The organism is Streptomyces sp. NPDC088157 (assembly GCF_044741545.1).
In the GTDB taxonomy this organism is placed as follows: Bacteria; Actinomycetota; Actinomycetes; order Streptomycetales; family Streptomycetaceae; genus Streptomyces.
On record NZ_JBIUSU010000002.1, the window covers coordinates 18,547 to 43,414 of the forward strand.

A 24,868-nucleotide genomic window follows, 5' to 3' on the forward strand; every position below is an offset into this window, starting at 1 on the left:
GCCGCGCGGAACATGCGCGCTTTCGTGTGAAGTGCCGGGAGTGCCGGACGCGTACGGCAGACTGGGGACGCGAGGACCGATGCTAAGGATGGGTATGCCGATCACACCTGCCACCGCGACACACACCTTGTCGAACGGCACCGCGGACGCGATCTTGCTGGAGCTGGTCGACGAGAACGGCGTCACGATCGGCACGGCGGAGAAGCTCGCCGCCCATCAGCCGCCGGGGCAGCTGCACCGCGCGTTCTCCGTGTTCCTCTTCGACGAGCGGGGCCGGCTGCTGCTCCAGCAGCGGGCGCTCGGCAAGTACCACTCGCCCGGCGTGTGGTCCAACACCTGCTGCGGTCACCCCTACCCCGGTGAGGCGCCGTTCGCGGCGGCCGCGCGGCGCACCTTCGAGGAACTGGGCGTCTCCCCCTCGCTGCTCGCCGAGGCGGGCACGGTCCGCTACAACCACCCGGACCCGGACTCGGGCCTGGTGGAGCAGGAGTACAACCACCTGTTCGTCGGGCTGGTGCAGTCGGCGCTGCGGCCGGACGCGGACGAGGTCGGCGACACGGCCTTCGTGACGCCCGCCGAGCTGGCGGAGCTGCACGCGAAGGGCACGTTCTCGTCCTGGTTCATGACCGTGCTGGACGCGGCGCGCCCGGCGGTCAGGGAGCTGACGGGACCCTCGGCCGGCTGGTGACCCTCACGGCACCCGCACGGGCTTGAGCGGCAGGGCGGCCCAGACCACCTTGCCGCCGCCCGAGGTGTGCTCGATGTCGCAGACCCCGCCCGCCTCCCTGGTGATCTCCCGCACCAGCAGCAGCCCACGGCCGCCCGTCCGGCCGTGGTCGGCCTCCAGGGCGGTCGGGCGGTAGGGGTGGTTGTCCTCCACCGACACCCGCACCCACTCGGCTCCGACGGCGACCTCCACGGCGAGCACCGGCGACAGCACCGCCGCGTGCCGGACGGCGTTGGTCACCAGCTCGGAGACGATCAGCAGGAGCCCCTGGGCCAGATCGTCGGAGACCGGCACTCCCTGGCGGTACAGCAGGTCCCGCACGGCGTGTCGCGCCTGCGGGACCGAGGCGTCCACGGCGGACGCGGTGAACCGCCAGACGCCTTCGTAGGGCAGCGGTCGCGGCACGGTTTCCGCCACGGATTCGGGAGGTTCGCCCGGAGCGCCCTCTGGGCGGGGGTCGGGCCCGCGCCCTTGATCGTCCATCGTCCGGTCGCCGCCCTCGCGCTCGATTGTCACCACACGTGAAGTGTTGGCAACAACACACCCGCCACCGGATAATTGAACAGAAGTCAGCGGGTATCGAGCGTTTCCGACCGGGCGCGGATGACGGAGTCGACCGCAGGACCGTTTCTGTCGTATCCGCGCCGTCTTCGCGCACTCTTCGGGTTGTACGGGTTCGGCGGCGCCGCTCTTCCCTTTCGGCGCTCTTTGCCACCGATGTCGCCCCTCTCACATCGGCCTCCCTGATCATGCGGGCGACCTGGTGGTTAGCATCCGGACCATGGAGCCCGAACTGCTGCACGGCGTCACCGACGCGGTCGCCACCGTCGTCCTGCACCACCCGGCGAAGCGCAACGCCATGACAGCCGCGATGTGGGCGGCGCTGCCCCCGTTGCTCGACACCCTGGCCGCCGACCCGGCCGTGCGGGCGCTGGTGCTGACCGGCGCGGGCGGCACCTTCTGCGCGGGGGCCGACATCTCCACGCTCCAGGGGTCGCCGGACGAGGCGCAGGGGCTGGCGGTGCGGGCCGAGGAGGCCCTGGCGGCGTTCCCGAAGCCGACCCTTGCGGCGGTCCGGGGGCACTGCGTCGGCGGTGGCGCCCAGCTCGCCGCGGCGTGCGACCTGCGGTTCGCCGAGGAGGGCGCGCTGTTCGGGGTGACGCCGGCCAGGCTCGGGATCGTCTACCCGTCCACCGCCACCCGGCGGCTGGTGTCGCTGGTGGGCCCGGCCACCGCCAAGTACCTTTTGTTCTCCGGTGAGTTGATCGGCACGGAGCGGGCGCTGCGCACGGGCCTGGTCGACGAGGTGCTGCCCGTCGACGGACTCGAGGAGCGCGTCGCGGAGTTCACCCGCGTGCTGGTGTCCCGTTCCCGGCTCACGCAGGCCGCCGCGAAGGAGTTCGCGAACGGACGCGGGGACCGGGACGCCCACTGGAGCGCGCAGGCACGCGGCAGCAGCGACACAGCGGAGGGCGTCGCCGCGTTCCTGGAGCGCCGGGAGCCGCGCTTCACCTGGACTACGTCAGGATGAAGCGGCTGCGGGCCCGCAGGTTCTCGACGAGGTGCGCGGGCGCCTTGTGCGGGGCGCCCGCGTCGTAGGGCGGCTGCGGGTCGTACTCCGTGCCCAGCTGGACTGCCCGGGCGTGGTCGTCGCCCGCGATCCGGCCGAGCAGGGCGAGTCCCATGTCGATACCGGAGGAGACACCGGCCGCGGTGACGTACTTGCCGTCGAAGACGACACGTTCCCCGGTCGGCTCGACGCCGAACGCCTCGAGCTGCCCGAGGGCCAGCCAGTGGGAGGTGGCCCGGCGGCCTTCGAGGAGACCCGCGGCGGCGAGCAGCAGGGAGCCGGAGCACACGGACGTCGTCCAGGTGCTGGTGGCGTCGGCGGTCCGGAGCCAGTCGAGCAGGGGCTCGTGGTCCATCAGCGCGCTCTGTCCGGGCCCCCCGGAGACGATCACGATGTCGGGGGCGGGGACTTCGGACAGCGCCCGGTCGGCGGTGACGGCCAGGAAGCCGGTCTCCGTGCGGACGGGCCCTCTCTCCTCCGCCACGAAGACGGTCTCCGCGCCCGGGGCGCGGGAGAGCATCTCGTACGGGCCCACGACGTCGAGGGCGGTGAAGCGGTCGTAGACGACGACGGCGATCTGCATGGGTTCCTCTCACCGGGCTGAAGGGGCTTCAGTGGACGGGTGCGGGACGGAACCGGCGGCGGTACTCCGCCGGGGGTGTCCCGAGCGCCTTGACGAAGGCGCGCCGCATGGCCTCGGGGGTGCCGTAGCCGCTGGCGCGGGAGATCTCCTCGACGCCCTCGACCGTGTCCTCCAGCAGGCGGCGGGCGTGTTCCAGGCGGACGCGATCGACGTAGCGGCCGGGCGTCATCCCGGTCTCGTCGCGGAAGGCGCGCGCGAAGTGACGCGGGGAGAGCAGGGCGCGGGCGGCGAGCGACTCGACGCTCAGGTCGGCGGCGGGATGCTCGGTGATCCAGTGCTGGACCTCCCGCAGCGGCGCGCGCTCGGCCGTCTGGGCGGCCAGCTGCACGCTGAACTGGGCCTGGTTGCCGGGCCGGCGCAGGAAGACGACCAGGTGACGGGCGATGACCAGCGCCGCGTCACGGCCGAGGTCCTCCTCGACCAGGGCGAGGGCCAGGTCGATGCCGGAGGTGACGCCGGCCGAGGTGAAGACCTGCCCGTCCCGGACGTAGATCGGGTCGGGGTCGACCTCCACGGCCGGGTGGTCGTGGGCGAGCCTGTCGCAGTACGCCCAGTGGGTCGTCGCCCGGCGGCCGTCCAGCAGACCCGCGGCGGCGAGCAGGATCGCGCCGGTGCAGACGGACACGAGGCGCTCCGCGCGCGGGGCGTTCACGCGCAGCCAGTCCGTCAGCGGCGCGGTGTCCGGGCGGCGGGTGCCCCGGCCGCCCGGTACGAGCAGCGTGTGCGGGTCGCACACGCGCGTGAGGGCCTCGTCCGGTACGAGGGTCAGGCCGCTGGAGGTGCGCACGGCACCGCCGTCCAGGGAGGCCGTGCGGACCCGGTAGGTGCCCGGGGTGTGCCGCTCGGCCCCCGCGAAGACCTCCACGGGGCCCGTCACGTCCAGACTCTGCACGCCGTCGAAGAGGACGACGAGAACGGTTCGCTGCGCCATGCGGACGATTCTTCGCGAGCCGACGCATGGCGGCAATGACGGGTTCCCCACCTTTCCTGCCATGCGGTGGATCCGCGCCGGACGGCGGGCGGGCTTCCCGCGGGCATGGTCGGCCGGGAACGCGGTACCCGGTCGACGACATGCCCGCGGGAAGCCCGAAAGGGACCCGAGGGTGAACGGCGTGAAAGGGGATGGACGTGTTCCGCGCGATCGCAGACGTGCTGAGGCAGATCGGTGGCGCCGTCGCCACCGTGGTGACGCTGCCCTTCCGGGCGCTGGCCCGCCTCTTCGGCGGAGCCTCCGGCTCCACCGGGAGCCGCCGGGCCTGAGGACCACGGGCCCTGATCCGCGCGCCCCGATCCCGCCCCGATCCCCGCCCCCGATCCCCGCGCCCTGATCCCCGAGTGTCGGTGTCACCTGCCACAATTGCCGCGCAACCTCAGTGGAGAAGGCGGTACGGGATCGTGACGACACCCGGGTCCATCGAAGTAGGGTCCATCGAAAGCAGGATCGCCGAGGAACTCGGCGTACGGCAGCGGCAGGTGAAGGCCGCCGTGGAGCTGCTCGACGGCGGCTCGACGGTGCCCTTCATCGCCCGCTACCGCAAGGAAGCGACCGAGATGCTCGACGATGCGCAGCTGCGCACGCTCGAGGAGCGGCTGCGCTACCTGCGGGAGCTGGAGGAGCGGCGCACGGCGATCCTGGAGTCGGTCCGTGAGCAGGGCAAGCTCACCGACGCGCTCCAGGCGCAGATTTTCGGCGCCGAGACCAAGGCGCGGCTGGAGGACATCTACCTCCCGTACAAGCCCAAGCGGCGCACCAAGGCACAGATCGCTCGCGAGGCGGGCCTCGAACCGCTCGCCCAGGGGCTGCTCGGCGACCCGACGGTCGATCCGCTCGCGGCGGCCGCCGCGTTCGTCGACGCCGACAAGGGCGTCGCCGATCCGCAGGCCGCGCTGGACGGCGCGCGGGCGATCCTCACCGAGCGGTTCTCGGAGGACGCCGACCTGATCGGCGAGCTGCGCGAGCGCATGTGGGTGCGTGGGCGCCTCGCCGCCAAGGTGCGCGACGGCAAGGAGGAGTCGGGCGCGAAGTTCGCCGACTACTTCGACTTCACCGAGCCGTTCACCGCGCTGCCCTCGCACCGCGTCCTGGCGATGCTGCGCGGCGAGAAGGAGGAGGTCCTCGACCTCGTCCTGGAGCCGGAGGATCCCTCCGAGCAGCCCGGTCCCTCGTCGTACGAGGGCATCGTCGCCGGCCGGTTCGGCATCGCCGACCGGGGCCGTCCCGGTGACAAGTGGCTGACGGACACGGTCCGCTGGGCCTGGCGCACCCGCCTCCTCGTCCACCTCGGCATCGACCTGCGGCTGCGGTTGCGGACGGCCGCCGAGGACGAGGCCGTCGACGTGTTCGCCGCCAACCTCCGCGACCTGCTGCTCGCCGCCCCGGCCGGCACGCGCGCGACGCTGGGCCTGGACCCCGGCTTCCGCACGGGCGTGAAGGTCGCCGTCGTCGACGCGACCGGCAAGGTGGTCGCCACGGACGTGATCTACCCGCACGTCCCGGCGAACAAGTGGGACGAGGCGATCGCCAGGCTCTCCCGGCTGGCCAAGGAGCACGCGGTCGACCTGATCGCCATCGGCAACGGCACCGCGTCCCGCGAGACCGACAAACTCGCCGGTGAACTCATCACCAAGCACCCGGAGTTGCAGCTCACCAAGGTGATGGTGTCCGAGGCGGGCGCCTCCGTGTACTCGGCCTCCGCCTTCGCCTCCCAGGAGCTGCCCGAGATGGACGTGTCGCTGCGTGGCGCCGTGTCGATCGCGCGCCGGCTCCAGGACCCGCTCGCCGAACTGGTGAAGATCGACCCCAAGTCGATCGGTGTCGGCCAGTACCAGCACGACCTGTCCGAGGTGAAGCTGTCGCGTTCGCTGGACGCGGTGGTGGAGGACTGTGTGAACGGCGTGGGCGTGGACGTCAACACGGCCTCGGCGCCGCTCCTCTCGCGGGTGTCCGGCATCTCCTCCGGCCTCGCCGAGAACATCGTGGCGCACCGGGACACCAACGGGCCCTTCACCTCCCGCTCCGAGCTGAAGAAGGTCGCCAGGCTCGGCCCGAAGGCGTACGAGCAGTGCGCGGGCTTCCTGCGCATCCGCGGCGGCAGCGACCCCCTGGACGCCTCCAGCGTGCACCCGGAGGCCTACCCGGTGGTGCGGCGCATGGTGAAGACCTCCGGGCAGGAGGTGGCATCCCTGATCGGCAACACGGGTGTCCTGCGCTCGCTGCGGCCGACGGAGTTCGTGGACGAGACGTTCGGTCTGCCGACCGTCACGGACATCCTCAAGGAGCTCGAGAAGCCCGGGCGTGACCCGCGGCCCGCCTTCAAGACGGCCACCTTCAAGGAGGGGGTGGAGAAGATCTCCGACCTTTCCTCCGGGATGGTTCTGGAGGGTGTCGTGACCAACGTGGCGGCCTTCGGGGCGTTCATCGACGTCGGTGTCCACCAGGACGGTCTGGCACACGTCTCGGCGCTGTCGAAGACGTTCGTCAAGGACCCCAGGGACGTCGTCAAGCCCGGTGACATCGTCAAGGTGAAGGTCCTGGACGTCGACATCCCGCGCAAGCGGATCTCGTTGACGCTCCGGCTGGACGACGAGGCGGCCCCGCAGGGCGGCCAGGGCCAGTCCTCCGGCGGCGGACGTCCGCAGCGCGGCGGCGGACGTCCGCCGCAGCAGCGACAGCAGGGCGGGCAGCGCGGTGGAGGCGGAGGCGCCGGTGGCGGCGGCGGTTCGCGCCAGGCTCCCCCGCCGGCCAACAGCGCGATGGCCGACGCACTGCGCCGAGCGGGCCTCGTCGACCCGAAGAAGGGCAGGCGCTGACCGAGGGCGACCCCGAGGGGCCCGGCAGGACGGGGAGCCGCACGAGGGCGACCCGGCCCCGCCGGGCCCGGCAGCCCTCGTGAGACGGCCCGCCCCGCGACACGCGGGGCGGGCCGGGTCCGGCACGGCGCGGGGGGGGGCGAGGCGGGACCCCGCCCGACGGCCGACGCCGGGCACCGGACGTCCTAGCGCTCCGTCACCTTGCCGTCCGCGACCTCCAGCCGGCGCGTGACGTGGACCGCGTCCAGCATGCGCCGGTCGTGGGTGACCAGGAGCAGTGTGCCCTCGTAGGCGTCGAGGGCCGACTCCAGCTGCTCGATGGCCGGGAGGTCGAGGTGGTTCGTCGGCTCGTCGAGGACGAGCAGGTTGACGCCCCGGCCCTGGAGCAGTGCCAGGGCGGCGCGGGTGCGTTCGCCGGGTGACAGGCTGGCCGCCGGACGCATCACGTGGTCCGACTTCAGGCCGAACTTGGCCAGCAGGGTGCGCACCTCGACCGGTTCGGTGTCGGGTACGGCCGCGCGGAACGCGTCCAGCAGTGCCTCGGAGCCGTGGAACAGCTGCCGCGCCTGGTCGACCTCGCCGACCAGGACGCCGGACCCCAGGGAGGCCTGGCCGGCGTCCAGCGGGATCCGGCCGAGGAGCGCGCCGAGGAGGGTCGACTTGCCCGCGCCGTTCGCGCCGGTCACCGCGACCCGGTCGGCCCAGTCGATCTGGAGGGTCACCGGCCCGAAGGTGAAGTCGCCGCGCCGTACCTCGGCGTCGCGCAGGGTGGCGACGACCGAGCCGGACCGCGGGGCGGCCGCGATCTCCATGCGCAGTTCCCACTCCTTGCGCGGCTCCTCGACGGTCTCGAGGCGTTCGATCATGCGCTGGGTCTGCCGGGCCTTCGCCGCCTGCTTCTCGCTGGCCTCGCTGCGGAACTTGCGGCCGATCTTGTCGTTGTCGTTGCCCGCCTTGCGGCGCGCGTTCTTCACGCCCTTGTCCATCCAGGAACGCTGTGTCTGCGCGCGGTCCTGGAGGGCCGCCTTCTTGTCGGCGTACTCCTCGAAGTCCTCACGGGCGTGCCGACGGGCCACGTCCCGCTCCTCCAGGTAGGCGTCGTAGCCGCCGCCGAAGAGGTTGACCTGCTGCTGGGCGAGATCGAGTTCGAGGACCTTGGTGACCGTGCGGGTGAGGAACTCGCGGTCGTGGCTGACGACGACGGTGCCGGCGCGCAGACCCTTCACGAAGCGTTCCAGGCGCTCCAGACCGTCGAGGTCGAGGTCGTTGGTCGGCTCGTCGAGGAGGAAGACGTCGTAGCGGGAGAGGAGGAGGGAGGCGAGGCCCGCGCGGGCGGCCTGACCGCCGGACAGGGAGGTCATCGGCTGGTCGAGGCCGACTCCGAGGCCGAGGGAGTCGGCGACCTCCTCGGCCCGCTCGTCGAGGTCGGCGCCACCGAGGTCGAGCCAGCGCTCCAGGCTCGTCGCATAGGCGTCGTCGGCGCCGGGCGCTCCGTCGACCAGGGCCTGGGTGGCCTCGTCCATCGTGCGCTGTGCCTCGGCGACGCCGGTGCGGCGGGCCAGGAAGTCGCGCACGCTCTCACCGGGGCGGCGTTCCGGTTCCTGGGGCAGATGGCCGACGGTCGCGGTCGGCGGCGAGAGCCTGAGCTCGCCCTGCTCGGGCGCGGCGAGCCCGGCGAGCAGCTTCAGCAGGGTGGACTTGCCCGCGCCGTTGGCGCCGACCAGCCCGATCACGTCCCCGGGGGCGACGACGAGGTCGAGCCCGGAGAAGAGGGAGCGGTCGCCGTGGCCGGCGGCGAGGTTCTTGGCGACGAGGGTGGCAGTCATCAGGTCGTAGATCCTAGTGGTCGTCCCGTGGTGCGGTCGCGCCGGATTCCCCGTGATCTCGCTGTCCGGCGGTGCGGTCGGTTACCGTCCGGGCGTGGACACCCGGTGGAACAGCGATGTGATCGTGGTCGGCGGCGGGGTCGTCGGGCTGACGACGGCCGTCGTGCTCGCCGAGCGGGGCCGGCGGGTCCGGGTCTGGACGCGCGAGCCGGCCGAGCGCACCACCTCGGCCGTGGCCGGTGCGCTGTGGTGGCCGTACCACGTCGAGCCGATCGCGCGGGCGCGGGCGTGGGCGCTGCGCTCGCTGGAGGTCTACGAGGAGCTGGCCGAGCGGCCCGGGGAGACGGGCGTGCGTCTGGTCGACGGGATACTCGGCGAGACGGACCTGGACGAGGTCGAGAGCTGGGCGGCGGGCCGGCTGGCCGGGCTGCGCCGGACCACGGCCCACGAGTACGGCGCGGGGACCGGCGTCCGGGCGCGGCTGCCGCTGATCGACATGTCGACGTATCTGTCCTGGCTCGGGCAGCGGCTGCTGCGGGCGGGCGGCACGGTCGAGGAGCGCACGGTGACCGACCTGGCCAAGGCCGAGGCGCCGGTGGTGGTCAACTGCACCGGGCTGGGCGCCGGGGAGCTGGTGGCGGACCCGTCGGTGCGGCCCGTGCGGGGGCAACTCGTCGTCGTGGAGAACCCCGGCGTCGACACCTGGCTCGTCTCCACCGGTCCGGACGGCGAGATGGCCTACCTCTTCCCGCATGCCGGGCGGTTGCTGCTGGGCGGCACGGCGGAGGACGACGTGTGGTCGCTGGAGCCGGATCCGGAGGTGGCCGCGGCGATCGTGCGGCGCTGCGCGGCCCTGCGGCCGGAGGTCGCCGGGGCGCGGATCCTGGAGCACCGGGTGGGGCTGCGGCCGGTCCGGGGCACGGTACGGCTGGAGCGGGCGGAGCTGCCGGACGGGCGGGTGGTGGTGCATCACTACGGGCACGGCGGGGCCGGCGTCACGGTGGCGTGGGGGTGTGCGGAGGAGGCGGCCGGGCTGGTGCCGCAGGCCGCCTCCTCCTGATACCGCTCCGGTTGCACCGGGCCGGGATCACGGGATCCGGTACGTGTGGTGCGGTGTCCGTACGCCGTCCAGGGGCCGGGCGCCGGGGGTGGACTCCGCCGAGCCGGACGTGGCGCGGGCGAAGGCGTCGGCGCCTCCGACGAGCGGGACGCGGGCCGAGGTGCGGGCCAGGTCCAGGGTGAGGGTCGGGGTGTCGGCCGGCGGGTCGATGAGGTCCCTGTCGGTGCCCGCGACGATCAGCGCGAGCCGGTGACCTGCCGGGACGACGTGGTCGGTGGCCGCCAGGTCGATGGTGAGGGTGTACGCCCTGCCCGGGGTGAGCGGGGCGCCCCTGCCCGGGTCGGCGTAGGTGCCGAGGTCGGCCCAGCCACGGCTGACGACCGTCTGGCCGACGTCGGCGGTCAGGGCGGCGGTCTCCCTGAAGCACGCGCTGTCGCCCGTGGTGCTCCCGCCCCAGCAGGTGCGGTCGGTGAGCGTGCTGATGCCCTCGCCGCTCGCCGCGTAGTCACGGACGGTGTCGGGTCCGACGTCGACGAGGACGGCGGTCAGATGGGCCGTCGCGGTGGTGGGGGTGGCGGTGACGGTGACCCGGGAGGAGCCGGACAGGCGCAGGCCACGGGTGAGGGGCCCGGTGACGAACCCGGCCTTCTCGGGGGTCGGGGTGTCGATCCGCGCGGCCCACTCGGTCTCGCTCAGCCGCGGGTCGTCGGTGAAGGCGGCGGTGCCCGTGCCCTTGCGCAGGCCGAGGGCTCCGACGCCGGGTCGGTCGCCCGTGGCGGGACGCAGGGTGGCGGTCCGGGTGCCGTGCGGCGGCCAGACTGCGGAGGTGACCCACTGGTCGGGGTGGCGTTCGACGTCGGCCATGGGCTCGCGGTCGATGCCGTTGTCGTAGCCGAGGAGTTCGTGGTCGAACCAGCGGTGCAGGGTGTCCACCCAGGCGGCCCGGCGGAAGTCGAAGGGATCGACGTGGCCGGTCTGGGAGAGCCAGATCTTGCGCTCGACGCCGTGCTTCGCGAGGGCGTCCCACCACGGGCCGAGGTGGTTGGTGCGGACGTTGAGGTCCTGCAGGCCGTGGATGAGGAAGACGCTCGCCTTCACCTTGCGCGTGTCCTTGACGTAGTCGCGCTCGGTCCACAGCGGCGTCCGGTCACCGGTCCGCGGGGCCTCGTCGACGAGTTTCCGCTGGACGGCGGCGCACTTGGCACGGGCCTCGGGGCTGTCGACGTAGTCGGCGAGCCAGTCGGGCCCGGAGCCGTAGAGGGGGGCGCCCTGGGCGAAGTAGTAGTCGTACCAGGAGGAGATGGCGGCGATCGGGACGATGGTCTTCAGGCCCTGCACGCCGGTGGCGGCCACGCCGTTGGCTATGGTGCCGTCCCAGCTCTTGCCGATCATGCCGGTTCTGCCGTTGGTCCAGCTCGCCCTGGCCGTCGTGGCGCCGGTGCGGGTGGTGTAGGCCCTGGCGCGGCCGTTCAGCCAGTCGACGACGGCCTTCGCGGACTGGATGTCGGAGCGTCCTCCTACGTCGGCACAGCCGTCGGAGCGGTTGGTTCCGCCGAGATCGACGCCGACGAAGGCGTAGCCGCGCGGCACGAAGTAGTTGTCGTAGAAGAGCGGCATCCGGACGACGTCTCCGGCCGCGTCGTACGTCTTGCGCTGGCTTTCGTTGCCGCGCCCGCAGCAGGAGTAGTAGGGGCTGGCGTCCATGATGACGGGCACCTTGCGGCCCTGGGCGGCGGGTTCGCGGGGGCGGACGATGTCGACGGCGACGCGGTCCGCCTTCCCGTCGCTGTCGCCGTCGAGCCCGGTGTCCACCCAGACGGCCTCGCGGACGGCGTTCTCGTAGGAGTGGACGGGCCGGCTCTCTCGCGGGGTGCTGTGGGCCGTGGCCGGGGTGAGGAAGGCGGCCACGAGAAGGGTGATGGCGGCGGTCGCGAGCGGTCTCCGGATCGGGAAGCGCGTGCGTGTCGACATGCGCGGGACGCTACCCCGGTCAACTCCCGTACAGAAGAGGGCAGCTGTGGGTCCGCTGTGGCCGAAACGCGCCCATGGAAATGGGCTGCCCGTGACGGCCGAATGGCGATCGTGTGACAGGGGTGGCGGTGGGCAGGCCCTGGGACACAGGGAGTCAATAGGCTCCGAACAGACCGCGTGACCCTACGACTTGGAGCTTTCGTGCACCGCAGAATCATCGCGCCGGGCGCACTCGCTGCCGCGTCCGTCCTGCTGGCGATCCCGGCATCGGCCGCGAGTGCCTCCCCCGGCGCCCCGGGCATCGGCGACCCCTACTACCCGGCGTACGGCAACGGCGGATACGACGTCTCCCACTACGACCTGCGGCTGAAGTACCAGCCGGCCACGGACGAGCTGGAGGGGACGGCGACGATCCTGGCGAAGACCACACAGGACCTGTCGAGGTTCGACCTGGACTTCCTGCTCGACGTGAGCGAGGTGCGGGTCAACGGCGCCGTGGCGGCGTTCGCGGCCTCGGGCGAGCACGAGCTGGAGATCACGCCGAAGACGCCGCTGGCCAAGGGCGCGACGGTCACCGTCGTGGTGCGCTACAGCGGGATCCCGTCGTCGAAACAGGCGTACGGCTTCACCAGTTGGCACCGCACTCCGGACGGCGGGGTCGGCGCCAACGAGCCCGAGGCGGCCTGGTGGTGGTTCCCCAGCAACGACCACCCGCTCGACAAGGCCACCTACGACGTGTCGGTGCAGGTCCCCGACGGCTCACAGGCCATCTCCAACGGCACCCTCCAGTCGACGAGTTCGCGCCTCGGCTGGACCCGCTACAACTGGCGTTCCAACAAGCCCCAGGCCACCTATCTGGCCACCCTCGCCGTCGGGAAGTTCGACATCACGACCGGGACGACCGAGAGCGGCATCCCGGTGGTCAACGCCTACAGCGAGGACCTGGGCGACAACGCCGGTGCGGCGCGGGCGAGCGTCGAGCGGACCGGGGAGATCGCCGACTGGCTGAGCGGGTACTTCGGGCCGTATCCCTTCAACGCGCTCGGCGGGTACGTGCCGAACACGACGACCGGGTACGCGCTGGAGACGCAGACCCGGCCCTTCTACAGCCCCCGGCAGTTCGCGGGCGGCTCCAACGTCTCCGTGGTGGTGCACGAGTTGGCCCACCAGTGGTACGGCGACTACGTGTCCGTGGCCGGGTGGAAGGACATCTGGCTCAACGAGGGCTTCGCCCGGTACGCGCAGTGGCTGTGGTCCGAGCACGAGGGCGAGGGCACGGCGCAGGAGCTCGCGGACTACGTGTACGCCTCGCACCCGGCCGACGACGCGTTCTGGACGGTGAAGCCGGGCGACCCGGGCGCGGCGAACCAGTTCGACATCGCCGTCTACGACCGGGGCGCGCTTGCGGTCCAGGCGCTGCGCGACGAGATCGGCGACGACGCCTTCTTCGCCGTCCTGAAGGGCTGGCCGCAGAAGCACGCGTACGGCAACGCGAGCGTCGCCGACTTCCAGAAGTACGCCGAGCAGCTCTCCGGCAGGCCACTGGGCGCCCTGTTCGACACCTGGCTGTTCCAGCCGCAGAAGCCGGCGGCACCCGCGGCGCGGACGGCCGCGGTCACGAAGGCGTCGGTCACTCCCGTGCGGCCGAAGTCCTGGAAGAAGATCGCGGCGACGAACGACGTGCACGCGCACTGACCGTCGTCCGCGCTCGAAGGACCGACGTCCAGGACCCCTCGCTCCTGGCCCGCGGAGGCGCTACCGCCCGGTGGCAGCCGTCCGGGCCAGGAGTGCGTCGCGCGACAGGGCGGCGCTGTGCGTGGACGGCACCGTGCACGCGTACGCCCCGGCCAGCGCGCCGTACTCGGCGCACCGGTGCGGCGGCTCACCGTTGAGGCGGCCGAAGAGGAAGGCGGACGCGAAGGCGTCACCCGCGCCGTTGGAGTCGACCACCGGCCCGGGAGGAGCGGCGGCCGGGATGTGGGACAGCTCGCCGTCGGTGAGGAGGTACGCGCCCTTCGCACCGGCCGTGGCGACGACCACCTCGGCGCGGCCGCGCGCGGCGATGCGGCGCATGACCGCCTCCGGGTCGGTCAGCGCGGCGACGGAGACGAAGACGACGTCCGCCTGGTGCGCGAAGGCCTCGTGGTAGGGGTTCTCCCCGTCCCAGTTGTGCAGGTCGGTTGAGATGCCCACGCCCGCCTCGCGCAGCACGGGCAGGGCCTCGGCGCAGGGGTGCGTGATGGACACGTGCGCGTGGCGGCTCGCGGCGGCCAGGGTCCGCAGGGTGCCCTGGGGGAAGCGGTCGTCCGGGCGCCCGCGGCTGTTGTCGTACAGCGACAGCCGCCGCCCGTCCGGGCCGACCAGGTTGACCGCGCGCTTGGTGCCGGCGGGCTGCGGGATCGCGGTGAGCGCGATGCCTTTCTCCCGGTGCAGGGCGCGGACCAGGTCTCCCTCGGGGTCGTCGCCCAGGAAGTCGAGGTGGTGGACGCGCAGGCCGAGGGCGGCCAGGCCCAGGGCGACGAAGTCACCGGTCTGTCCGGCGCGGGCGCGGATCCCGCCGTCGATCATGTAGCTGTCGGCGTACGGAAGCGGCAGCTCGGGCACGTACACGATCGTGTCCACGCCGGCCCCGCCGAGGACCAGGACGTCGACGTCGTCGGTGCCCGCGAAGTACTCGACGTGCCCGGCGCCGTCGCGGTGCTCGGCGTGCTCGGTGTTCCCCTTGTCGGCGCGCATGGGCGCTACCCCTCCCCGTGGTCGTACACCGTCACCGCGACGCCCCGCCCGACCAGCCGCTCGGTCACGAGCGGTTCGACGCGGGACCACTTGCCGCCGGCCAGACCGCAGCCTATCCGGGGCATGTGCACCGACGCTCCGAGTTCGATCGCACGGTCGGCGAGGCGGGCCAGTGCCGTGTCGATGGCCGGGTAGCGCACGGGGACGCCCTTGCTGCCGGTGCGTGTGCCGCGCTGGCCGATCATGTTGGCGACCCAGACATCGGGCTTCACCTGGACGAGCTGGAGCGCGCCGAGACCGAAGTCGTTCGAGGCGCGCTCCCGGTGCCAGGCGCGGTAGGCGGCCTCCGGCTCCGGCCAGCGGCGCGACAGCGCCAGGACGAAGCCCTTGCCCCATCCCCCGATGTCGTTGCAGACATGGGCGATCACCTTGACGCCCTTCACGGACGGAACGGTGGCGTCGCCCCGGACATACGTGATCTCCGACATGACGTCACCGTAGGGGATGCCACCGACAGTGCTCCGAGCAGTGGTGTGACAGCGATACTGCTGCACATGACGATCGAGACCGAGGAGCCGGCCCTCACGGTCGACCAGCTGGCCGCACGCGCGGGCGTCACCGTGCGGACGGTGCGCTTCTACGGCACGAAGGGCCTCCTGCCCCCGCCCGTCATCGGTGCGCGCCGGGTGGGCCACTACGGGCCCGTGCACCTCGCGCGCCTGGCGCTGATCGAGGAACTGCGGGGGCAGGGCCTGACGCTGGCGGCGATCGAGCGCTATCTGGACCGGCTGCCACCCGGTCTCGACGCCCATGACCTCGCCGTGCACCGGGCCGTGGTGGCCTCGTGGGCACCGGACGCCGTGGAGACGGTGGAGCGGGAGGAACTCCGGCGGCGGGCGGGGCGGGCGCTCAGCGAGGAGGACGTGGATCGGCTGACCGCGATGGGCGTGCTGGAGGCCGGCGCCGGGGACCGGGCCGACGAGGACTCGTACCGCGTCGACGCGGGGCTGCTGCGGCTGGGCGTGCGGCTCCTCGACGTGCCGCTGTCCCCGGAGGCGATCCGCGCGGCCCGGACCGTCCTCCTCGACCACGCGCGCGACGCGGCCCACGAGCTGTCGCGGCTGCTGCGCGAGGAGGTGCCGGAGGGGGACGCCCGGGCGGTGAGGTCGCTGTCGGCGCACATGCAGCCCCTGGTCGTCCAGGCACTGCTGACGGCTTTCCAGCGGTCGCTGACGGAGGAACTGCGGGAGTGGCTCGGGGAGCCGCCGGCGGACGGCTCCCCCTGACGGGCCCGGCGGCTCAGCGGCCGTCCGTGAAGGTCTCCCCCGTCTCCGCCTTCTCCACCAGCAGCGCGGGCGGGGTGAAGCGGTCGCCGTAGCGCTCGGCGAGCTGACGCGCGCGTGCCACGAATCCGGGGAGTCCGGTGCCCACCTCGGCGTCGCCCTCGTAGCCGTTGATGTACTGCAGGACGCCGCCGGTCCAGCCGGGGAAGCCGATGCCGAAGAGGGAGCCGACGTTGGCGTCCGCGACGGAGGTCAGGACGCCCTCTTCGAGGAGCTTGACGGTGTCGAGGGCCTCGGCGAAGAGCATGCGCTCCTGCATGTCCCTGAAGGGGATCTCGGCGCCCGCGCGCGTGAAGTGCTCGCGCAGGCCCGGCCACAGCCCGGCCCGCCTGCCGTCCTCTCCGTACTCGTAGAAGCCCGCTCCTCCGCTGCGGCCGGTGCGGCCGAACTCGTCGACCATGCGGTCGATGACGGCCTCGGCGGGGTGGCCGGGCCAGGTGCCGCCCGCCTCCTCCACGGCCCGCTTCGACTCGCCCCGGATCTTGCGCGGGAGCGTGAGCGTCAGTTCGTCCACGAGGGACAGGACCCGGGCCGGGTAGCCCGCCTGGGCCGCCGCCTGTTCCACGGACGCGGGCTCGATGCCCTCGCCGACCATGGCGACGCCCTCGTTGATGAAGTGGCCGATCACCCGTGAGGTGAAGAAGCCGCGCGAGTCGTTGACGACGATCGGTGTCTTCTTGATCTGCCGGACCAGGTCGAAGGCGCGCGCGAGCGCCTCCTCGCCGGTGCGCTCGCCCTTGATGATCTCGACGAGCGGCATCTTGTCCACGGGCGAGAAGAAGTGCAGCCCGATGAAGTCGTCCTGGCGCTCGACGCCCTCGGCGAGAGCCGTGATCGGCAGGGTGGAGGTGTTCGAGCACAGGAGGGCGTCGGGGGCGACGACCTGCTCGATCTCCTGGAACACCTTGTGCTTGAGGGCGGTGTCCTCGAAGACGGCCTCGATCACGGCGTCGCAGCCGGCCAGGTCCTGGGGGTCGGCGGTGGGCGTGATCCGGGCGAGCAGCGCGTCCGCCTTCTCCTGCGTCGTACGGCCCCGGGAGACGGCCTTGGCACACAGCTTCTCGGAGTAGGCCCTGCCCTTGAGCGCCGCCTCCAGAGAGACGTCCTTCAGGACGACGTCGATGCCCGCGCGGGCGCACGAGTAGGCGATGCCCGCGCCCATCATCCCGGCGCCCAGGACGGCCACCTTGCGGACCTGGCGGGGTGCGACGCCCTTGGGGCGGCTGACGCCGGAGTTGACGGCCTGGAGGTCGAAGAAGAACGCCTGGATCATGTTCTTCGACGTCTGTCCGGCGGCCAGCTCGACGAAGTAGCGGGCCTCGATGACCTGCGCGGTCTCGAAGTCGACCTGGGCGCCCTCGACGGCCGCGGCGAGGATGTTCCGCGGAGCCGGGTAGGGGGCGCCGTTGGTCTCCTTGCGCAGGCTGGCCGGGAACGCGGGCAGGTTGGCGGCGAACCGGGGGTTCGACGGGGTGCCGCCCGGGATGCGGTAACCCGGCCTGTCCCAGGGCTGCTGCGACTCGGGGTTGGCGTCGATGAAGGCACGGGCCTTGGCGAGCAGGTCGTCGGGCGAGGTGGCGACCTCGTCGACCAGGCCGTTCTCCAGGGCCCGCCGCGGGCTGTACTGGGTGCCCTTGAGGAGGACCTTGAGGAGGGCGTCGGTGATGCCCAGCAGCCGGACCGTGCGTACGACACCGCCGCCGCCGGGAAGCAGGCCGAGGGTGACCTCGGGGCAGCCGATCTTCGAGCCGGGCGCGTCCAGGGCGACCCGGTGGTGACAGGCGAGGGCGAGCTCGTACCCGCCGCCGAGGGCCGCGCCGTTCAGGGCGGCGACGACGGGCTTGCCGAGGGTCTCGATGCGGCGGAGGTTGCGCTTGATCTCCAGTCCGCCGTCCAGCAGCTCCTGGGCCGTTCGGGGAGTGACGCGGATGAGGTCGCGCAGGTCCCCGCCGGCGAAGAACGTCTTCTTGGCGGAGGTGAGGATGATGCCCCGGACGGAGTCCTTCTCGGCCTCCAGGCGGTCGGCGACGGCGGCGAGCGAGGCGCGGAAGGCCGCGTTCATGGTGTTCGCGGACTGGTCGGGGTCGTCTAGGACGAGGGTGACGAGGCCGGTGCGGTCCTGTTCCCAGCGGATGGTCGTGCTCTGTGTCATGACGGGGTCTCCGTAGAAGTCTCTGAGTTCCGCTGGGGTGGTCAGACGCGCTCGACGATGGTGGCGATGCCCATGCCGCCGCCGACGCAGAGGGTCGCGAGGCCGTAGCGCTTGTCCTGGCGCTCCAGTTCGTCGACGAGCGAGCCGAGAATCATCGCGCCGGTGGCGCCGAGCGGGTGACCGAGGGCGATCGCGCCGCCGTTGACGTTGACCTTGTCCAGGGACAGGCCCATGTCCTTGACGAAGCGCAGGACGACCGCCGCGAACGCCTCGTTGATCTCGACAAGGTCGATGTCGTCGATGGTCAGGCCGGCCTTGGCGAGGGCCTTGCGGGTGGCGGGCGCGGGGCCGGTGAGCATGATCGTCGGCTCGGAGCCGGAGACCGCGGCGGAGACGATCCGCGCGCGCGGGGTGAGCCCGTGGCGCTCGCCGACCTCCTTGGAGCCGATCGCGACCAGGGAGGCGCCGTCGACGATGCCGGAGGAGTTGCCCGCGTGGTGGACGTGATCGATCTTCTCCACCCAGTGGTACTTCTGGAGCGCCACCGCGTCGAAGCCGCCCAGTTCGCCGATGTCGGCGAAGGACGGCTTCAGCTTGCCGAGCGAGTCTGCGGTGGTGCCGGGGCGCGGGTGCTCGTCGTGGTCGAGGACGACGAGGCCGCTGCGGTCCTTCACCGGAACCACGGAGCGGTCGAAGCGACCCTCCTTCCAGGCCGTCGCCGCGCGCTCCTGCGACAGGGCCGCGTACTCGTCGACGTCGCGCCGGGAGAAGCCCTCGATGGTGGCGATGAGGTCGGCGCCGATGCCCTGCGGCACGAAGTTGACGGCCAGGTTGGTCATCGGGTCGTTGAACCAGGCACCGCCGTCCGAGGCCATCGGCACCCGGGACATCGACTCCACCCCGCCCGCCAGGACGAGGTCCTCCCAGCCCGAGCGGACCTTCATGGCGGCCAGGTTGACGGCTTCCAGGCCCGAGGCACAGAAGCGGTTCTCCTGCACGCCCGCGACCGTGTCCGGCAGGCCGGCCGCGATCGCGGCGATGCGCGCGATGTCGGAGCCCTGGTCACCCACGGGGCCGACCACACCGAGAACGATGTCGTCGATCGCGGCCGGGTCGAGGCCGGGGAAGCGGCTGCGCAGTTCGTGGATGAGGCCGACGACGAGATCGATGGGCTTCGTGCCGTGCAGGCCGCCGTTCGCCTTGCCGCGCCCGCGCGGGGTGCGGATCGCGTCGTACACGTACGCTTCGGTGCTCACTGGTAAGCCTTTCGGGAGGGTGGGCCGAGCCGGGCGGGGTCAGTCGCCCTGGAGCGGGAAGTCCTTCACAGGGATCTTCACGGTGGTCCTGACGGGGGTCTGCGCGGGGCCCTCCACGGGGGTCTCCGCAGGGGCCTTCGCGGGGGTCTCCGCAGGGCCCTCCACGGGGGTCTCCGCAGGTGCCCTCGGGACGGTCTCGGGAGGTGCCGCAGCGGCCCGCGCGGCGGGCTCCGCGGGGTCCTTTGCCGCGGTCTTGGCGGGAGGCTCCGCAGCGGCCTTCACGGGGGTGTCGGCGGGAGGGCGCGCACCAGCCTGCGCGAGGGTCTCCTGCGGGGGCTCCGCAGGCGTCTGCGACAGGTCCGTCAGGAGCCCCGGTATGTTCCAGTCACGGGCCACCTCGCGCGTGTCGGCGCCGAGTCGCGCCGGACCGGTACGGACGGCCGTGGGCGTCGCGGAGAAACGGGGAGCGGGGGCCGGCTGGGTGATGCCGCCATGGTCGGTGAAGGTGCCGCGGGCGGCGAGATGCGGGTGGTGCGGGGCCTCGCGCAGCGACAGCACGGGCGCCACACACGCGTCGGAGCCCTCGAACACGACGGTCCATTCGTCCCGGGTGCGGGACTTGAAGCGGGCGGCGACGGCCTCGCGCAGTTCTCCCCAGCGTGTCCAGTCCGTGCGGGCCTCGCGGACGTCCACGAGGCCGAGGAGGTCCACGAACGCGTCGTAGAACCGGGGCTCCAGGGCGCCGACGGCCATGTATCCGCCGTCGGCCGTCTCGTAGGTGCCGTAGTACGGGCAGCCGCCGTCGAGCAGGTTGGCGGCGCGCCGGTCGTGCCAGGCGCCGGCGGAGAGCATGCCGTGGATCATCGCGGAGAGATGCGCGGTGCCGTCGACGATGGCCGCGTCCACGACCTGGCCCGTGCCGCTCACGCGCGCGTGGTGCAGGGCCGCGAGGACGCCCACGACGAGGTAGAGGGAGCCGCCCGCGTAGTCGCCCAGCAGGTTGGCGGGGGCGGGCGGGGGCCGGTCCGGGGTGCCGATCATGCCGAGTGCGCCGGTGACCGCGATGTAGGAGACGTCGTGACCGGCGCGGCCGGCGAGCGGGCCGTCCTGGCCCCAGCCGGTCATCCGGCCGTAGACCAGCCGGGGGTTGCGGGCGTGGCAGTCCTCGGGGCCGACACCGAGGCGCTCGGCGACGCCCGGCCGGTTGCCCTCGATGAGCACGTCGGCGCGGGCGGCGAGGTCGAGCACGCGCGCGGGGCCGTCCGGTGCCTTGAGGTCGACGACGACCGAGCGCTTGTTGCGGTTGGTGACGTCATGGGCGGCATCGATGGCGAGAGCGGCCCCGCCGGGGCGGTCCACGCGGACGACGTCGGCGCCGAGGTCGGCCAGCATCATGCCCGCGAAGGGGCCGGGGCCGATCCCGGCGAGTTCCACCACGCGCACGCCCGCCAGCGGGCCGTGCCCGGTCGTCCGTCCCGTTGTCATCCAGCCCCCTTGCTGTGACACAACCGATGTAACACCAGTGATGCTAAGAACGTGTTCCAGTGGACACAAGAGGTGAGCGAGCAAGCGCTTAGACACTTTAGGGGCACCTGCCGTCGGCCTCCGCACTGCTCACGCTAGCCTCAGCCACCGACAGCGGCGCGGGCTGCACGACGAAGGGGTGTCATGAGCAGGCTGAAAAGGTCGGACCGTCCGTACGACATCGTGCTCTTCGGGGCCACCGGCTTCGTGGGAACGCTCACCGCGGAGTACCTCGCCGCCCACGCGCCCGGCGAGCTGCGCTGGGCGATCGCCGGCCGGAGCGAGGAGAAGCTGGAGCAGCTGCGCGAGCGGCTCGGCGTGGACGTCGGCGTGCTGCGGGCCGACGTCGCGGACCCGGCGTCCCTGCGCGTCCTCGCGGAGCACGCGCGCGTGGTGGCCACGACGGTGGGCCCCTATGTGTCCTACGGCGAGGGGCTCGTGGCGGCCTGCGCGGACACCGGCGCCGACTACCTCGACCTCACCGGGGAGCCGGAGTTCGTGGACCTGATGTACGTCCGGCACGACGCACGCGCGCGCGAGACGGGTGCGCGGCTGATCCACGCGTGCGGCTTCGACTCCGTCCCGCACGACCTGGGCGTGTACTTCACCGTCCGGCAGCTTCCCGAGGGCGTGCCCCTGAGCGTGGACGGCTTCGTGACCGCCGACGCCACCTTCTCGGGCGGCACCTTCGCCTCCGCGCTGGGCCAGTTCGCACGCGGCCGCCGGATGATGTCCGCGGCCAGGGAGCGTGGGCGGCACGAACCTCGCCTGATGGGCCGTCGGGCCGCCGCTCCGGTGGGCGCGCCCCGGTTCGCCCCCGAGGTCGGCGCCTGGGCGCTGCCGCTGCCGACCATCGACCCGCAGATCGTGCTGCGGTCGGCGCGGGCGTTGCCGCGCTACGGGCCCGACTTCCGCTACCGGCACTACGCGGCCGTACGGCGGCTGCCCGTCGCCGTGGGCGGGGTCGCGGCGGTCGGGGCGCTCGTCGCCGCGGCCCAGCTGCCGCCCGCGCGGCGCTGGCTGTCGGACCGGCTCAGCCCCGGGGAGGGGCCGAGCGCCGAGAAGCGGGCACGGAGCTGGTTCTCGGTGCGGTTCGTCGGCGAGGGAGGCGGCCGGCGGGTGTGCACCGAGGTCGCGGGCGGCGACCCCGGCTACGACGAGACGGCCAAGATGTTCGCCGAGGCGGCGCTGGCGCTGGCCTGCGACGACCTCCCGCCGACCGCGGGACAGGTGACGACGGCGGTGGCGATGGGCGAGACACTGACCGGGCGGTTGACCCGGGCGGGTGTCCGCTTCCGCGTCGCGGCACGCCGCTGACCCTCCTCCGGCCGGACCGGCGCGCCGTGCGCCTGCGGCCTCAGAGCGGCCACTGCGCGAGCGTGTAGACCATTCCGACGATCCAGCCGAGACCGGCCAGGACGGCGAGGATCAACGCGGCGTTCACGGCACGCTCGACGGGGCGGTTCGGGTCGGCGAGGGGCTTGGGAGCACGGTGCGTGGTCATGGGCCCAGCCTGCCGAGCGAGGGGCGGGACGCACATCCGTACGGGTACTCAGACGACGTACTCAGGCGGGGCACTCGGGCGAGGCACTCGGGCCGCGTACTCGGCGGTCGTGCGCGGACCTTTTCCTCAAAGGCACGGGCGCGCCCGGCCCCCGCCCGCACCCCGATTTGAGACTTGCCGTCCCCGCTGCCCCGGTGTCGTAAGGGATCAGCAGTCGCAGGGGATCCTCAAGTGCCAACAAGGACTTCAATGAAACGATGGAAGCACTTGATCGCACTTGACCGGAACGAGAGGGGAGCGGCATGAAGTTCGTTCTCGAAGTCACCGTCGACGAGGGCGCGTTGGCCCAGGACCCGGTGGGCGAGCTGGGCCGCATCCTGCGCTACTGGGGCGGCAACCTGAAGCACTACGCCCTGGAAGCCGGGGACGGCTCGGCGGTTCACGACTCCGCGTACCAGGAGGTCGGTCAGTGGCGGATGGTCGCCTCCTGAAGGGCCCGTCGGCACAGTGAGTCCGCCCTCCGGGTCGTTTCCGGGAGGCGGAACTCCGGGGTGAGGGCGAGGGTGTGGGCGCAGGCGTCGTCCAGGGTGACGCGGTGGCCGACGGACACGAAGACCGGCTTCACGCCCGCCCGGGTGCGCAGGGCGCGCCCCACCTCCTCGTCGCCCGCCAGCAACGGGGCAGTCGATCCGCGCGGGACGTCCGGATCGTCGTACGTGAAGGTGAAGGGGTTCTTGGCCACGCCGATCGTGGGCAGGCCGGTGAGGACCCCGAGGTGGCTGGCCAGGCCGAAGCGGCGCGGGTGGGCCAGTCCGTAGCCGTCGCAGACGACCAGGCCGGGCGGCCGGGACAGGGCCTCCAGGGCGGCGAGCACGGTGGGGACCTCGCGGAAGGCGAGCAGGCCGGGCACGTACGGGAAGGAGATCCGCCCGACGGCGGTGGCCTCGGCGACGACTTCGAGGCTCGCCGCGTCGAGCACGACGGCCGCCGCCGCGACGACGTCACGCTCGTCGTCGTAGGCGACGTCGACGCCCGTCACGTGCCCTTTCCCGGGCGGTGGCCCCGGTTCGCCGAGCACCACCCGGGCCCGCAGCTCGTCCTGGACGGCGCGGGCCGCTTCCTCGGTCGCGGGCCAGCCCGCGGGAATGTCTACGGTCGTCATCGTGCGGACGAGCGTACGGCTCCCGGGGACCGGCCCGCGATCGGGTTGCGGAGCGGCGCGGTCAGCCCTTGTCGCCGAGCGCGCGTTGCAGCTGGCTCTTGTTCATGTCCGAGCGGCCCTTGACGCCCCGCCGCTTGGCCTCCTCGTAGAGCTGGTCGTAGGTGGGCCCCTGGGAGCCCTTCCCGGACCGCTGACCGCCCCGCTTGCCGGACGACATGTCCTGCGTCGAGGTGCGGCTGGCGGTCTCCGACTCGCCGGACCGGGCGCGTTCCTTGTTGACCGTCCGGGCTGCGATCTCCTTCGCGCGGCCGGCGCTCTCCCCCCGGTCCTGCGCGCTTTCCTTGATGTGCTCGTACTGGCGCTCCCGCTTGGGGCTGGAACCGCGTGGCATGTGCGCTCTCCTTCCGTGTCCGTGGCCACCGGGTACCCCGAAAAACGGCTCAGCTCTCCAGTCGCGCCACCCGCCCCTGTTCGCCGGCGGCCCAGCAGCCGAGGTCGGGGGTGCAGTCCACGGTGTCGTAGGAGCCCGTGTCGAGGGTGCGCCAGGTGCGGCCGGCGTCGGTGGTCAGATCGGTTCCGGTGGGCCCGACCGCGAGGGCGGCGGAGCGGCTGCGCGGGAGCCAGGCGACGCCGGAGCGGTAGGCGGGCGGAGGTGTGGCGGCCGGCCGCCAGCTGCGGCCGGCGTCGCCGGTCGTGGCGGCGGCCCGCGGGGAGGGCTGGTCGGCACGGTAGTCGCCGCCGACGGCGAGGCCGTGCGTGCGGTCGCGGAGGGCGAGGGCGAAGACCCCGCGCGCGGGGTCCCCGGCGGGGACCGGGGTGTCGGTGGCCGTCCAGGTCAGTCCGCGGTCCGACGAGTGCAGCACACGCGCGCGTGCGGCCCCGCCGGTGGCCAGCCAGACGTCCTTCGCGCCGGAGGCGACCAGGCACTGGCCACTGGCAGCGAAGCCCGCCTCACCGGCCAGGGCGGCCGGCATGCCGTCGTTCGGCAGCACCTTCCAGGAGCGGCCGCCGTCGCCGGTCGACAGGATGCGGAACTTCCCGTCCACCGGGTCGCTCATCGCGAGGCCGTGGCGGCGATCGAAGAAGGTCAGGCAGTCGTAGAAGGCGTGGGCGTCGGTGTTGCGGAAGGACTCCGTCCAGGTCGTCCCGCCGTCCTCGGTGCGGTACACGCGAGAGGCCTCCCCCTCGCCGATGGCGAGCACCACCGCGCGGCGTGCGTCGAACGCCTCGATGTCCCGGAACTGGAGGTCGGCGGCGCCGGGCGGTGAGACGTTCCGCCAGCTCTCGCCGCCGTCGGTGGTGCGCAGGACGGTGCCCTGCGTGCCGGCCACCCACGCGGTGTCCCGGTCGACCGCGTCGAGGCCCCGGAACCGTACGGCGGGCGTGCCGGTGTCCTTGAGGTCCCAGTGCGGCGCCGCGGACCCCGGTGTGTGCGCCTGGGCGGGCAGGGCGGTCAGGACGGCGAGCGCCGCCCCGCAGGCCGCCGCCGCCACGCGGCCGCTCGTGCGTGCTGTCCGTACCGTGCGTCGCGTCTTCCCCAAGGGCCTCATGGCGGGCGAAGCTAGCCCACGGCTTTCGGTGCCG

General features: G+C 72.8%; 22 protein-coding genes and 1 pseudogene. 9 read left to right on the forward strand and 14 right to left on the reverse strand.

Translation table 11 applies throughout. From position 1 onward, the window contains the following. Positions 1-94: 94 nt before the first annotated feature. Positions 95-688, forward strand: coding sequence for an isopentenyl-diphosphate Delta-isomerase (idi, locus tag ACIPFH_RS06490; protein ID WP_356256904.1), 594 nt, complete (start codon positions 95-97; stop codon positions 686-688). 3 nt (positions 689-691) lie between these two features. On the opposite strand, the gene ACIPFH_RS06495 is transcribed toward idi, so the two are convergent. Beyond that, positions 692-1,210 (reverse strand): ATP-binding protein, encoded by a 519-nt coding sequence (locus tag ACIPFH_RS06495; RefSeq protein ID WP_401825068.1) that lies wholly within the window; start codon positions 1,208-1,210, stop codon positions 692-694. Positions 1,211-1,508: 298 nt separating this feature from the next. Here ACIPFH_RS06495 and ACIPFH_RS06500 point away from each other — a divergent pair, with 298 nt between their 5' ends. Beyond that, on the forward strand, positions 1,509-2,258 hold the full coding sequence (locus tag ACIPFH_RS06500) for an enoyl-CoA hydratase/isomerase family protein (RefSeq protein ID WP_401823823.1): 750 nt from the start codon (positions 1,509-1,511) through the stop codon (positions 2,256-2,258). Here the strand turns inward: ACIPFH_RS06500 and ACIPFH_RS06505 are convergent. Then, the gene (locus ACIPFH_RS06505; RefSeq protein WP_356256899.1) at positions 2,245-2,880 is read right to left on the reverse strand and encodes a DJ-1/PfpI family protein; all 636 of its coding nucleotides are present in this window, start codon (positions 2,878-2,880) and stop codon (positions 2,245-2,247) included. The genes ACIPFH_RS06500 and ACIPFH_RS06505 overlap by 14 nt on opposite strands. A gap of 28 nt (positions 2,881-2,908) precedes the next feature. Next, positions 2,909-3,871: a GlxA family transcriptional regulator gene (locus ACIPFH_RS06510; RefSeq protein ID WP_401823825.1), complete on the reverse strand. Its 963-nt coding sequence runs from the start codon at positions 3,869-3,871 to the stop codon at positions 2,909-2,911. 197 nt (positions 3,872-4,068) lie between these two features. Here ACIPFH_RS06510 and ACIPFH_RS06515 point away from each other — a divergent pair, with 197 nt between their 5' ends. Further along, positions 4,069-4,200 carry an LPFR motif small protein gene (locus tag ACIPFH_RS06515; protein ID WP_401823828.1) on the forward strand — a complete coding sequence of 44 codons (132 nt, stop codon included), beginning with the start codon at positions 4,069-4,071 and terminating at the stop codon, positions 4,198-4,200. Between the two features lie 135 nt (positions 4,201-4,335). Further along, positions 4,336-6,750, forward strand: a complete 2,415-nt coding sequence (locus ACIPFH_RS06520; RefSeq protein WP_401823830.1) for a Tex family protein — start codon at positions 4,336-4,338, stop codon at positions 6,748-6,750. 185 nt (positions 6,751-6,935) lie between these two features. Here ACIPFH_RS06520 and ACIPFH_RS06525 read toward each other — a convergent pair whose 3' ends face one another. After that, positions 6,936-8,576 carry an ABC-F family ATP-binding cassette domain-containing protein gene (locus ACIPFH_RS06525; RefSeq protein ID WP_401823831.1) on the reverse strand — a complete coding sequence of 547 codons (1,641 nt, stop codon included), beginning with the start codon at positions 8,574-8,576 and terminating at the stop codon, positions 6,936-6,938. 94 nt (positions 8,577-8,670) lie between these two features. Between ACIPFH_RS06525 and ACIPFH_RS06530 the strand changes: the two genes are divergently transcribed. Beyond that, a complete protein-coding gene (locus ACIPFH_RS06530) occupies positions 8,671-9,636 on the forward strand; it encodes an FAD-dependent oxidoreductase (RefSeq protein WP_401823834.1) in 966 nt (321 codons plus the stop codon). 27 nt (positions 9,637-9,663) lie between these two features. Here the strand turns inward: ACIPFH_RS06530 and ACIPFH_RS06535 are convergent, their stop codons facing one another. Further along, positions 9,664-11,607: a Xaa-Pro dipeptidyl-peptidase gene (locus ACIPFH_RS06535; RefSeq protein WP_401823835.1), complete on the reverse strand. Its 1,944-nt coding sequence runs from the start codon at positions 11,605-11,607 to the stop codon at positions 9,664-9,666. A 201-nt stretch (positions 11,608-11,808) separates the two neighbouring features. On the opposite strand from ACIPFH_RS06535, the gene ACIPFH_RS06540 reads away from it, so the two are divergent. Further along, complete coding sequence (locus ACIPFH_RS06540) at positions 11,809-13,302, forward strand: M1 family metallopeptidase (RefSeq protein WP_401823838.1); 1,494 nt, start codon at positions 11,809-11,811, stop codon at positions 13,300-13,302. Between the two features lie 60 nt (positions 13,303-13,362). On the opposite strand, the gene ACIPFH_RS06545 is transcribed toward ACIPFH_RS06540, so the two are convergent. Both ACIPFH_RS06545 and ACIPFH_RS06550 read right to left on the reverse strand, forming a co-directional pair. Continuing rightward, on the reverse strand, positions 13,363-14,343 hold the full coding sequence (locus ACIPFH_RS06545; RefSeq protein WP_401823839.1) for an adenosine kinase: 981 nt from the start codon (positions 14,341-14,343) through the stop codon (positions 13,363-13,365). A 5-nt stretch (positions 14,344-14,348) separates the two neighbouring features. Then, positions 14,349-14,831: a macro domain-containing protein gene (locus ACIPFH_RS06550; RefSeq protein WP_401823842.1), complete on the reverse strand. Its 483-nt coding sequence runs from the start codon at positions 14,829-14,831 to the stop codon at positions 14,349-14,351. A gap of 66 nt (positions 14,832-14,897) precedes the next feature. On the opposite strand from ACIPFH_RS06550, the gene ACIPFH_RS06555 reads away from it, so the two are divergent. Continuing rightward, positions 14,898-15,629: a MerR family transcriptional regulator gene (locus ACIPFH_RS06555; RefSeq protein ID WP_401823844.1), complete on the forward strand. Its 732-nt coding sequence runs from the start codon at positions 14,898-14,900 to the stop codon at positions 15,627-15,629. Between the two features lie 13 nt (positions 15,630-15,642). Here ACIPFH_RS06555 and ACIPFH_RS06560 read toward each other — a convergent pair whose 3' ends face one another. The 3 genes and pseudogenes from ACIPFH_RS06560 to ACIPFH_RS06570 all read right to left on the reverse strand — a co-directional run. Next, positions 15,643-17,838 (reverse strand): 3-hydroxyacyl-CoA dehydrogenase NAD-binding domain-containing protein, encoded by a 2,196-nt coding sequence (locus tag ACIPFH_RS06560; RefSeq protein ID WP_356260570.1) that lies wholly within the window; start codon positions 17,836-17,838, stop codon positions 15,643-15,645. Positions 17,839-17,879: 41 nt separating this feature from the next. Next, on the reverse strand, positions 17,880-19,094 hold the full coding sequence (locus ACIPFH_RS06565) for an acetyl-CoA C-acetyltransferase (RefSeq protein WP_401823846.1): 1,215 nt from the start codon (positions 19,092-19,094) through the stop codon (positions 17,880-17,882). 333 nt (positions 19,095-19,427) lie between these two features. Then, positions 19,428-20,579, reverse strand: a pseudogene (locus ACIPFH_RS06570) (CaiB/BaiF CoA transferase family protein); the annotation flags it as partial. A gap of 183 nt (positions 20,580-20,762) precedes the next feature. Here ACIPFH_RS06570 and ACIPFH_RS06575 point away from each other — a divergent pair. Continuing rightward, positions 20,763-21,935 (forward strand): saccharopine dehydrogenase family protein, encoded by a 1,173-nt coding sequence (locus tag ACIPFH_RS06575; RefSeq protein WP_401823848.1) that lies wholly within the window; start codon positions 20,763-20,765, stop codon positions 21,933-21,935. A 40-nt stretch (positions 21,936-21,975) separates the two neighbouring features. Here ACIPFH_RS06575 and mmpA read toward each other — a convergent pair whose 3' ends face one another. Continuing rightward, entirely contained in the window at positions 21,976-22,122 is a 147-nt protein-coding gene (mmpA, locus tag ACIPFH_RS06580) for a morphogenic membrane protein MmpA (RefSeq protein WP_401823850.1), read from the reverse strand. Between the two features lie 302 nt (positions 22,123-22,424). Here mmpA and ACIPFH_RS06585 point away from each other — a divergent pair, with 302 nt between their 5' ends. Then, positions 22,425-22,613, forward strand: a complete 189-nt coding sequence (locus ACIPFH_RS06585) for a hypothetical protein (protein WP_401823852.1) — start codon at positions 22,425-22,427, stop codon at positions 22,611-22,613. Here ACIPFH_RS06585 and ACIPFH_RS06590 read toward each other — a convergent pair. From ACIPFH_RS06590 to ACIPFH_RS06600, 3 genes are all read right to left on the reverse strand, one after another. After that, positions 22,589-23,284, reverse strand: a complete 696-nt coding sequence (locus ACIPFH_RS06590; protein WP_401823855.1) for an endonuclease V — start codon at positions 23,282-23,284, stop codon at positions 22,589-22,591. The two genes, ACIPFH_RS06585 and ACIPFH_RS06590, sit on opposite strands and share 25 nt — an antisense overlap. 61 nt (positions 23,285-23,345) lie before the next feature. Then, positions 23,346-23,675, reverse strand: a complete 330-nt coding sequence (locus ACIPFH_RS06595) for a plasmid stabilization protein (protein WP_401823856.1) — start codon at positions 23,673-23,675, stop codon at positions 23,346-23,348. A gap of 49 nt (positions 23,676-23,724) precedes the next feature. After that, entirely contained in the window at positions 23,725-24,834 is a 1,110-nt protein-coding gene (locus tag ACIPFH_RS06600; RefSeq protein WP_401823859.1) for an oxidoreductase, read from the reverse strand. Positions 24,835-24,868: the final 34 nt, after the last annotated feature.

Bases quoted from the DNA above. Each gene is read 5' to 3' on its own strand.
- ACIPFH_RS06595 (WP_401823856.1), bottom strand. From the start codon at position 23,675: ATGCCACGCGGTTCCAGCCCCAAGCGGGAGCGCCAGTACGAGCACATC.
- ACIPFH_RS06585 (WP_401823852.1), top strand. From the start codon at position 22,425: ATGAAGTTCGTTCTCGAAGTCACCGTCGACGAGGGCGCGTTGGCCCAG.
- ACIPFH_RS06590 (WP_401823855.1), bottom strand. From the start codon at position 23,284: ATGACGACCGTAGACATTCCCGCGGGCTGGCCCGCGACCGAGGAAGCG.
- ACIPFH_RS06510 (WP_401823825.1), bottom strand. From the start codon at position 3,871: ATGGCGCAGCGAACCGTTCTCGTCGTCCTCTTCGACGGCGTGCAGAGT.
- ACIPFH_RS06545 (WP_401823839.1), bottom strand. From the start codon at position 14,343: ATGCGCGCCGACAAGGGGAACACCGAGCACGCCGAGCACCGCGACGGC.
- idi (WP_356256904.1), top strand. From the start codon at position 95: ATGCCGATCACACCTGCCACCGCGACACACACCTTGTCGAACGGCACC.
- ACIPFH_RS06535 (WP_401823835.1), bottom strand. From the start codon at position 11,607: ATGTCGACACGCACGCGCTTCCCGATCCGGAGACCGCTCGCGACCGCC.
- ACIPFH_RS06575 (WP_401823848.1), top strand. From the start codon at position 20,763: ATGAGCAGGCTGAAAAGGTCGGACCGTCCGTACGACATCGTGCTCTTC.
- ACIPFH_RS06560 (WP_356260570.1), bottom strand. From the start codon at position 17,838: ATGACACAGAGCACGACCATCCGCTGGGAACAGGACCGCACCGGCCTC.
- mmpA (WP_401823850.1), bottom strand. From the start codon at position 22,122: ATGACCACGCACCGTGCTCCCAAGCCCCTCGCCGACCCGAACCGCCCC.
- ACIPFH_RS06555 (WP_401823844.1), top strand. From the start codon at position 14,898: ATGACGATCGAGACCGAGGAGCCGGCCCTCACGGTCGACCAGCTGGCC.
- ACIPFH_RS06550 (WP_401823842.1), bottom strand. From the start codon at position 14,831: ATGTCGGAGATCACGTATGTCCGGGGCGACGCCACCGTTCCGTCCGTG.
- ACIPFH_RS06500 (WP_401823823.1), top strand. From the start codon at position 1,509: ATGGAGCCCGAACTGCTGCACGGCGTCACCGACGCGGTCGCCACCGTC.
- ACIPFH_RS06525 (WP_401823831.1), bottom strand. From the start codon at position 8,576: ATGACTGCCACCCTCGTCGCCAAGAACCTCGCCGCCGGCCACGGCGAC.
- ACIPFH_RS06600 (WP_401823859.1), bottom strand. From the start codon at position 24,834: ATGAGGCCCTTGGGGAAGACGCGACGCACGGTACGGACAGCACGCACG.
- ACIPFH_RS06505 (WP_356256899.1), bottom strand. From the start codon at position 2,880: ATGCAGATCGCCGTCGTCGTCTACGACCGCTTCACCGCCCTCGACGTC.
- ACIPFH_RS06495 (WP_401825068.1), bottom strand. From the start codon at position 1,210: ATGGACGATCAAGGGCGCGGGCCCGACCCCCGCCCAGAGGGCGCTCCG.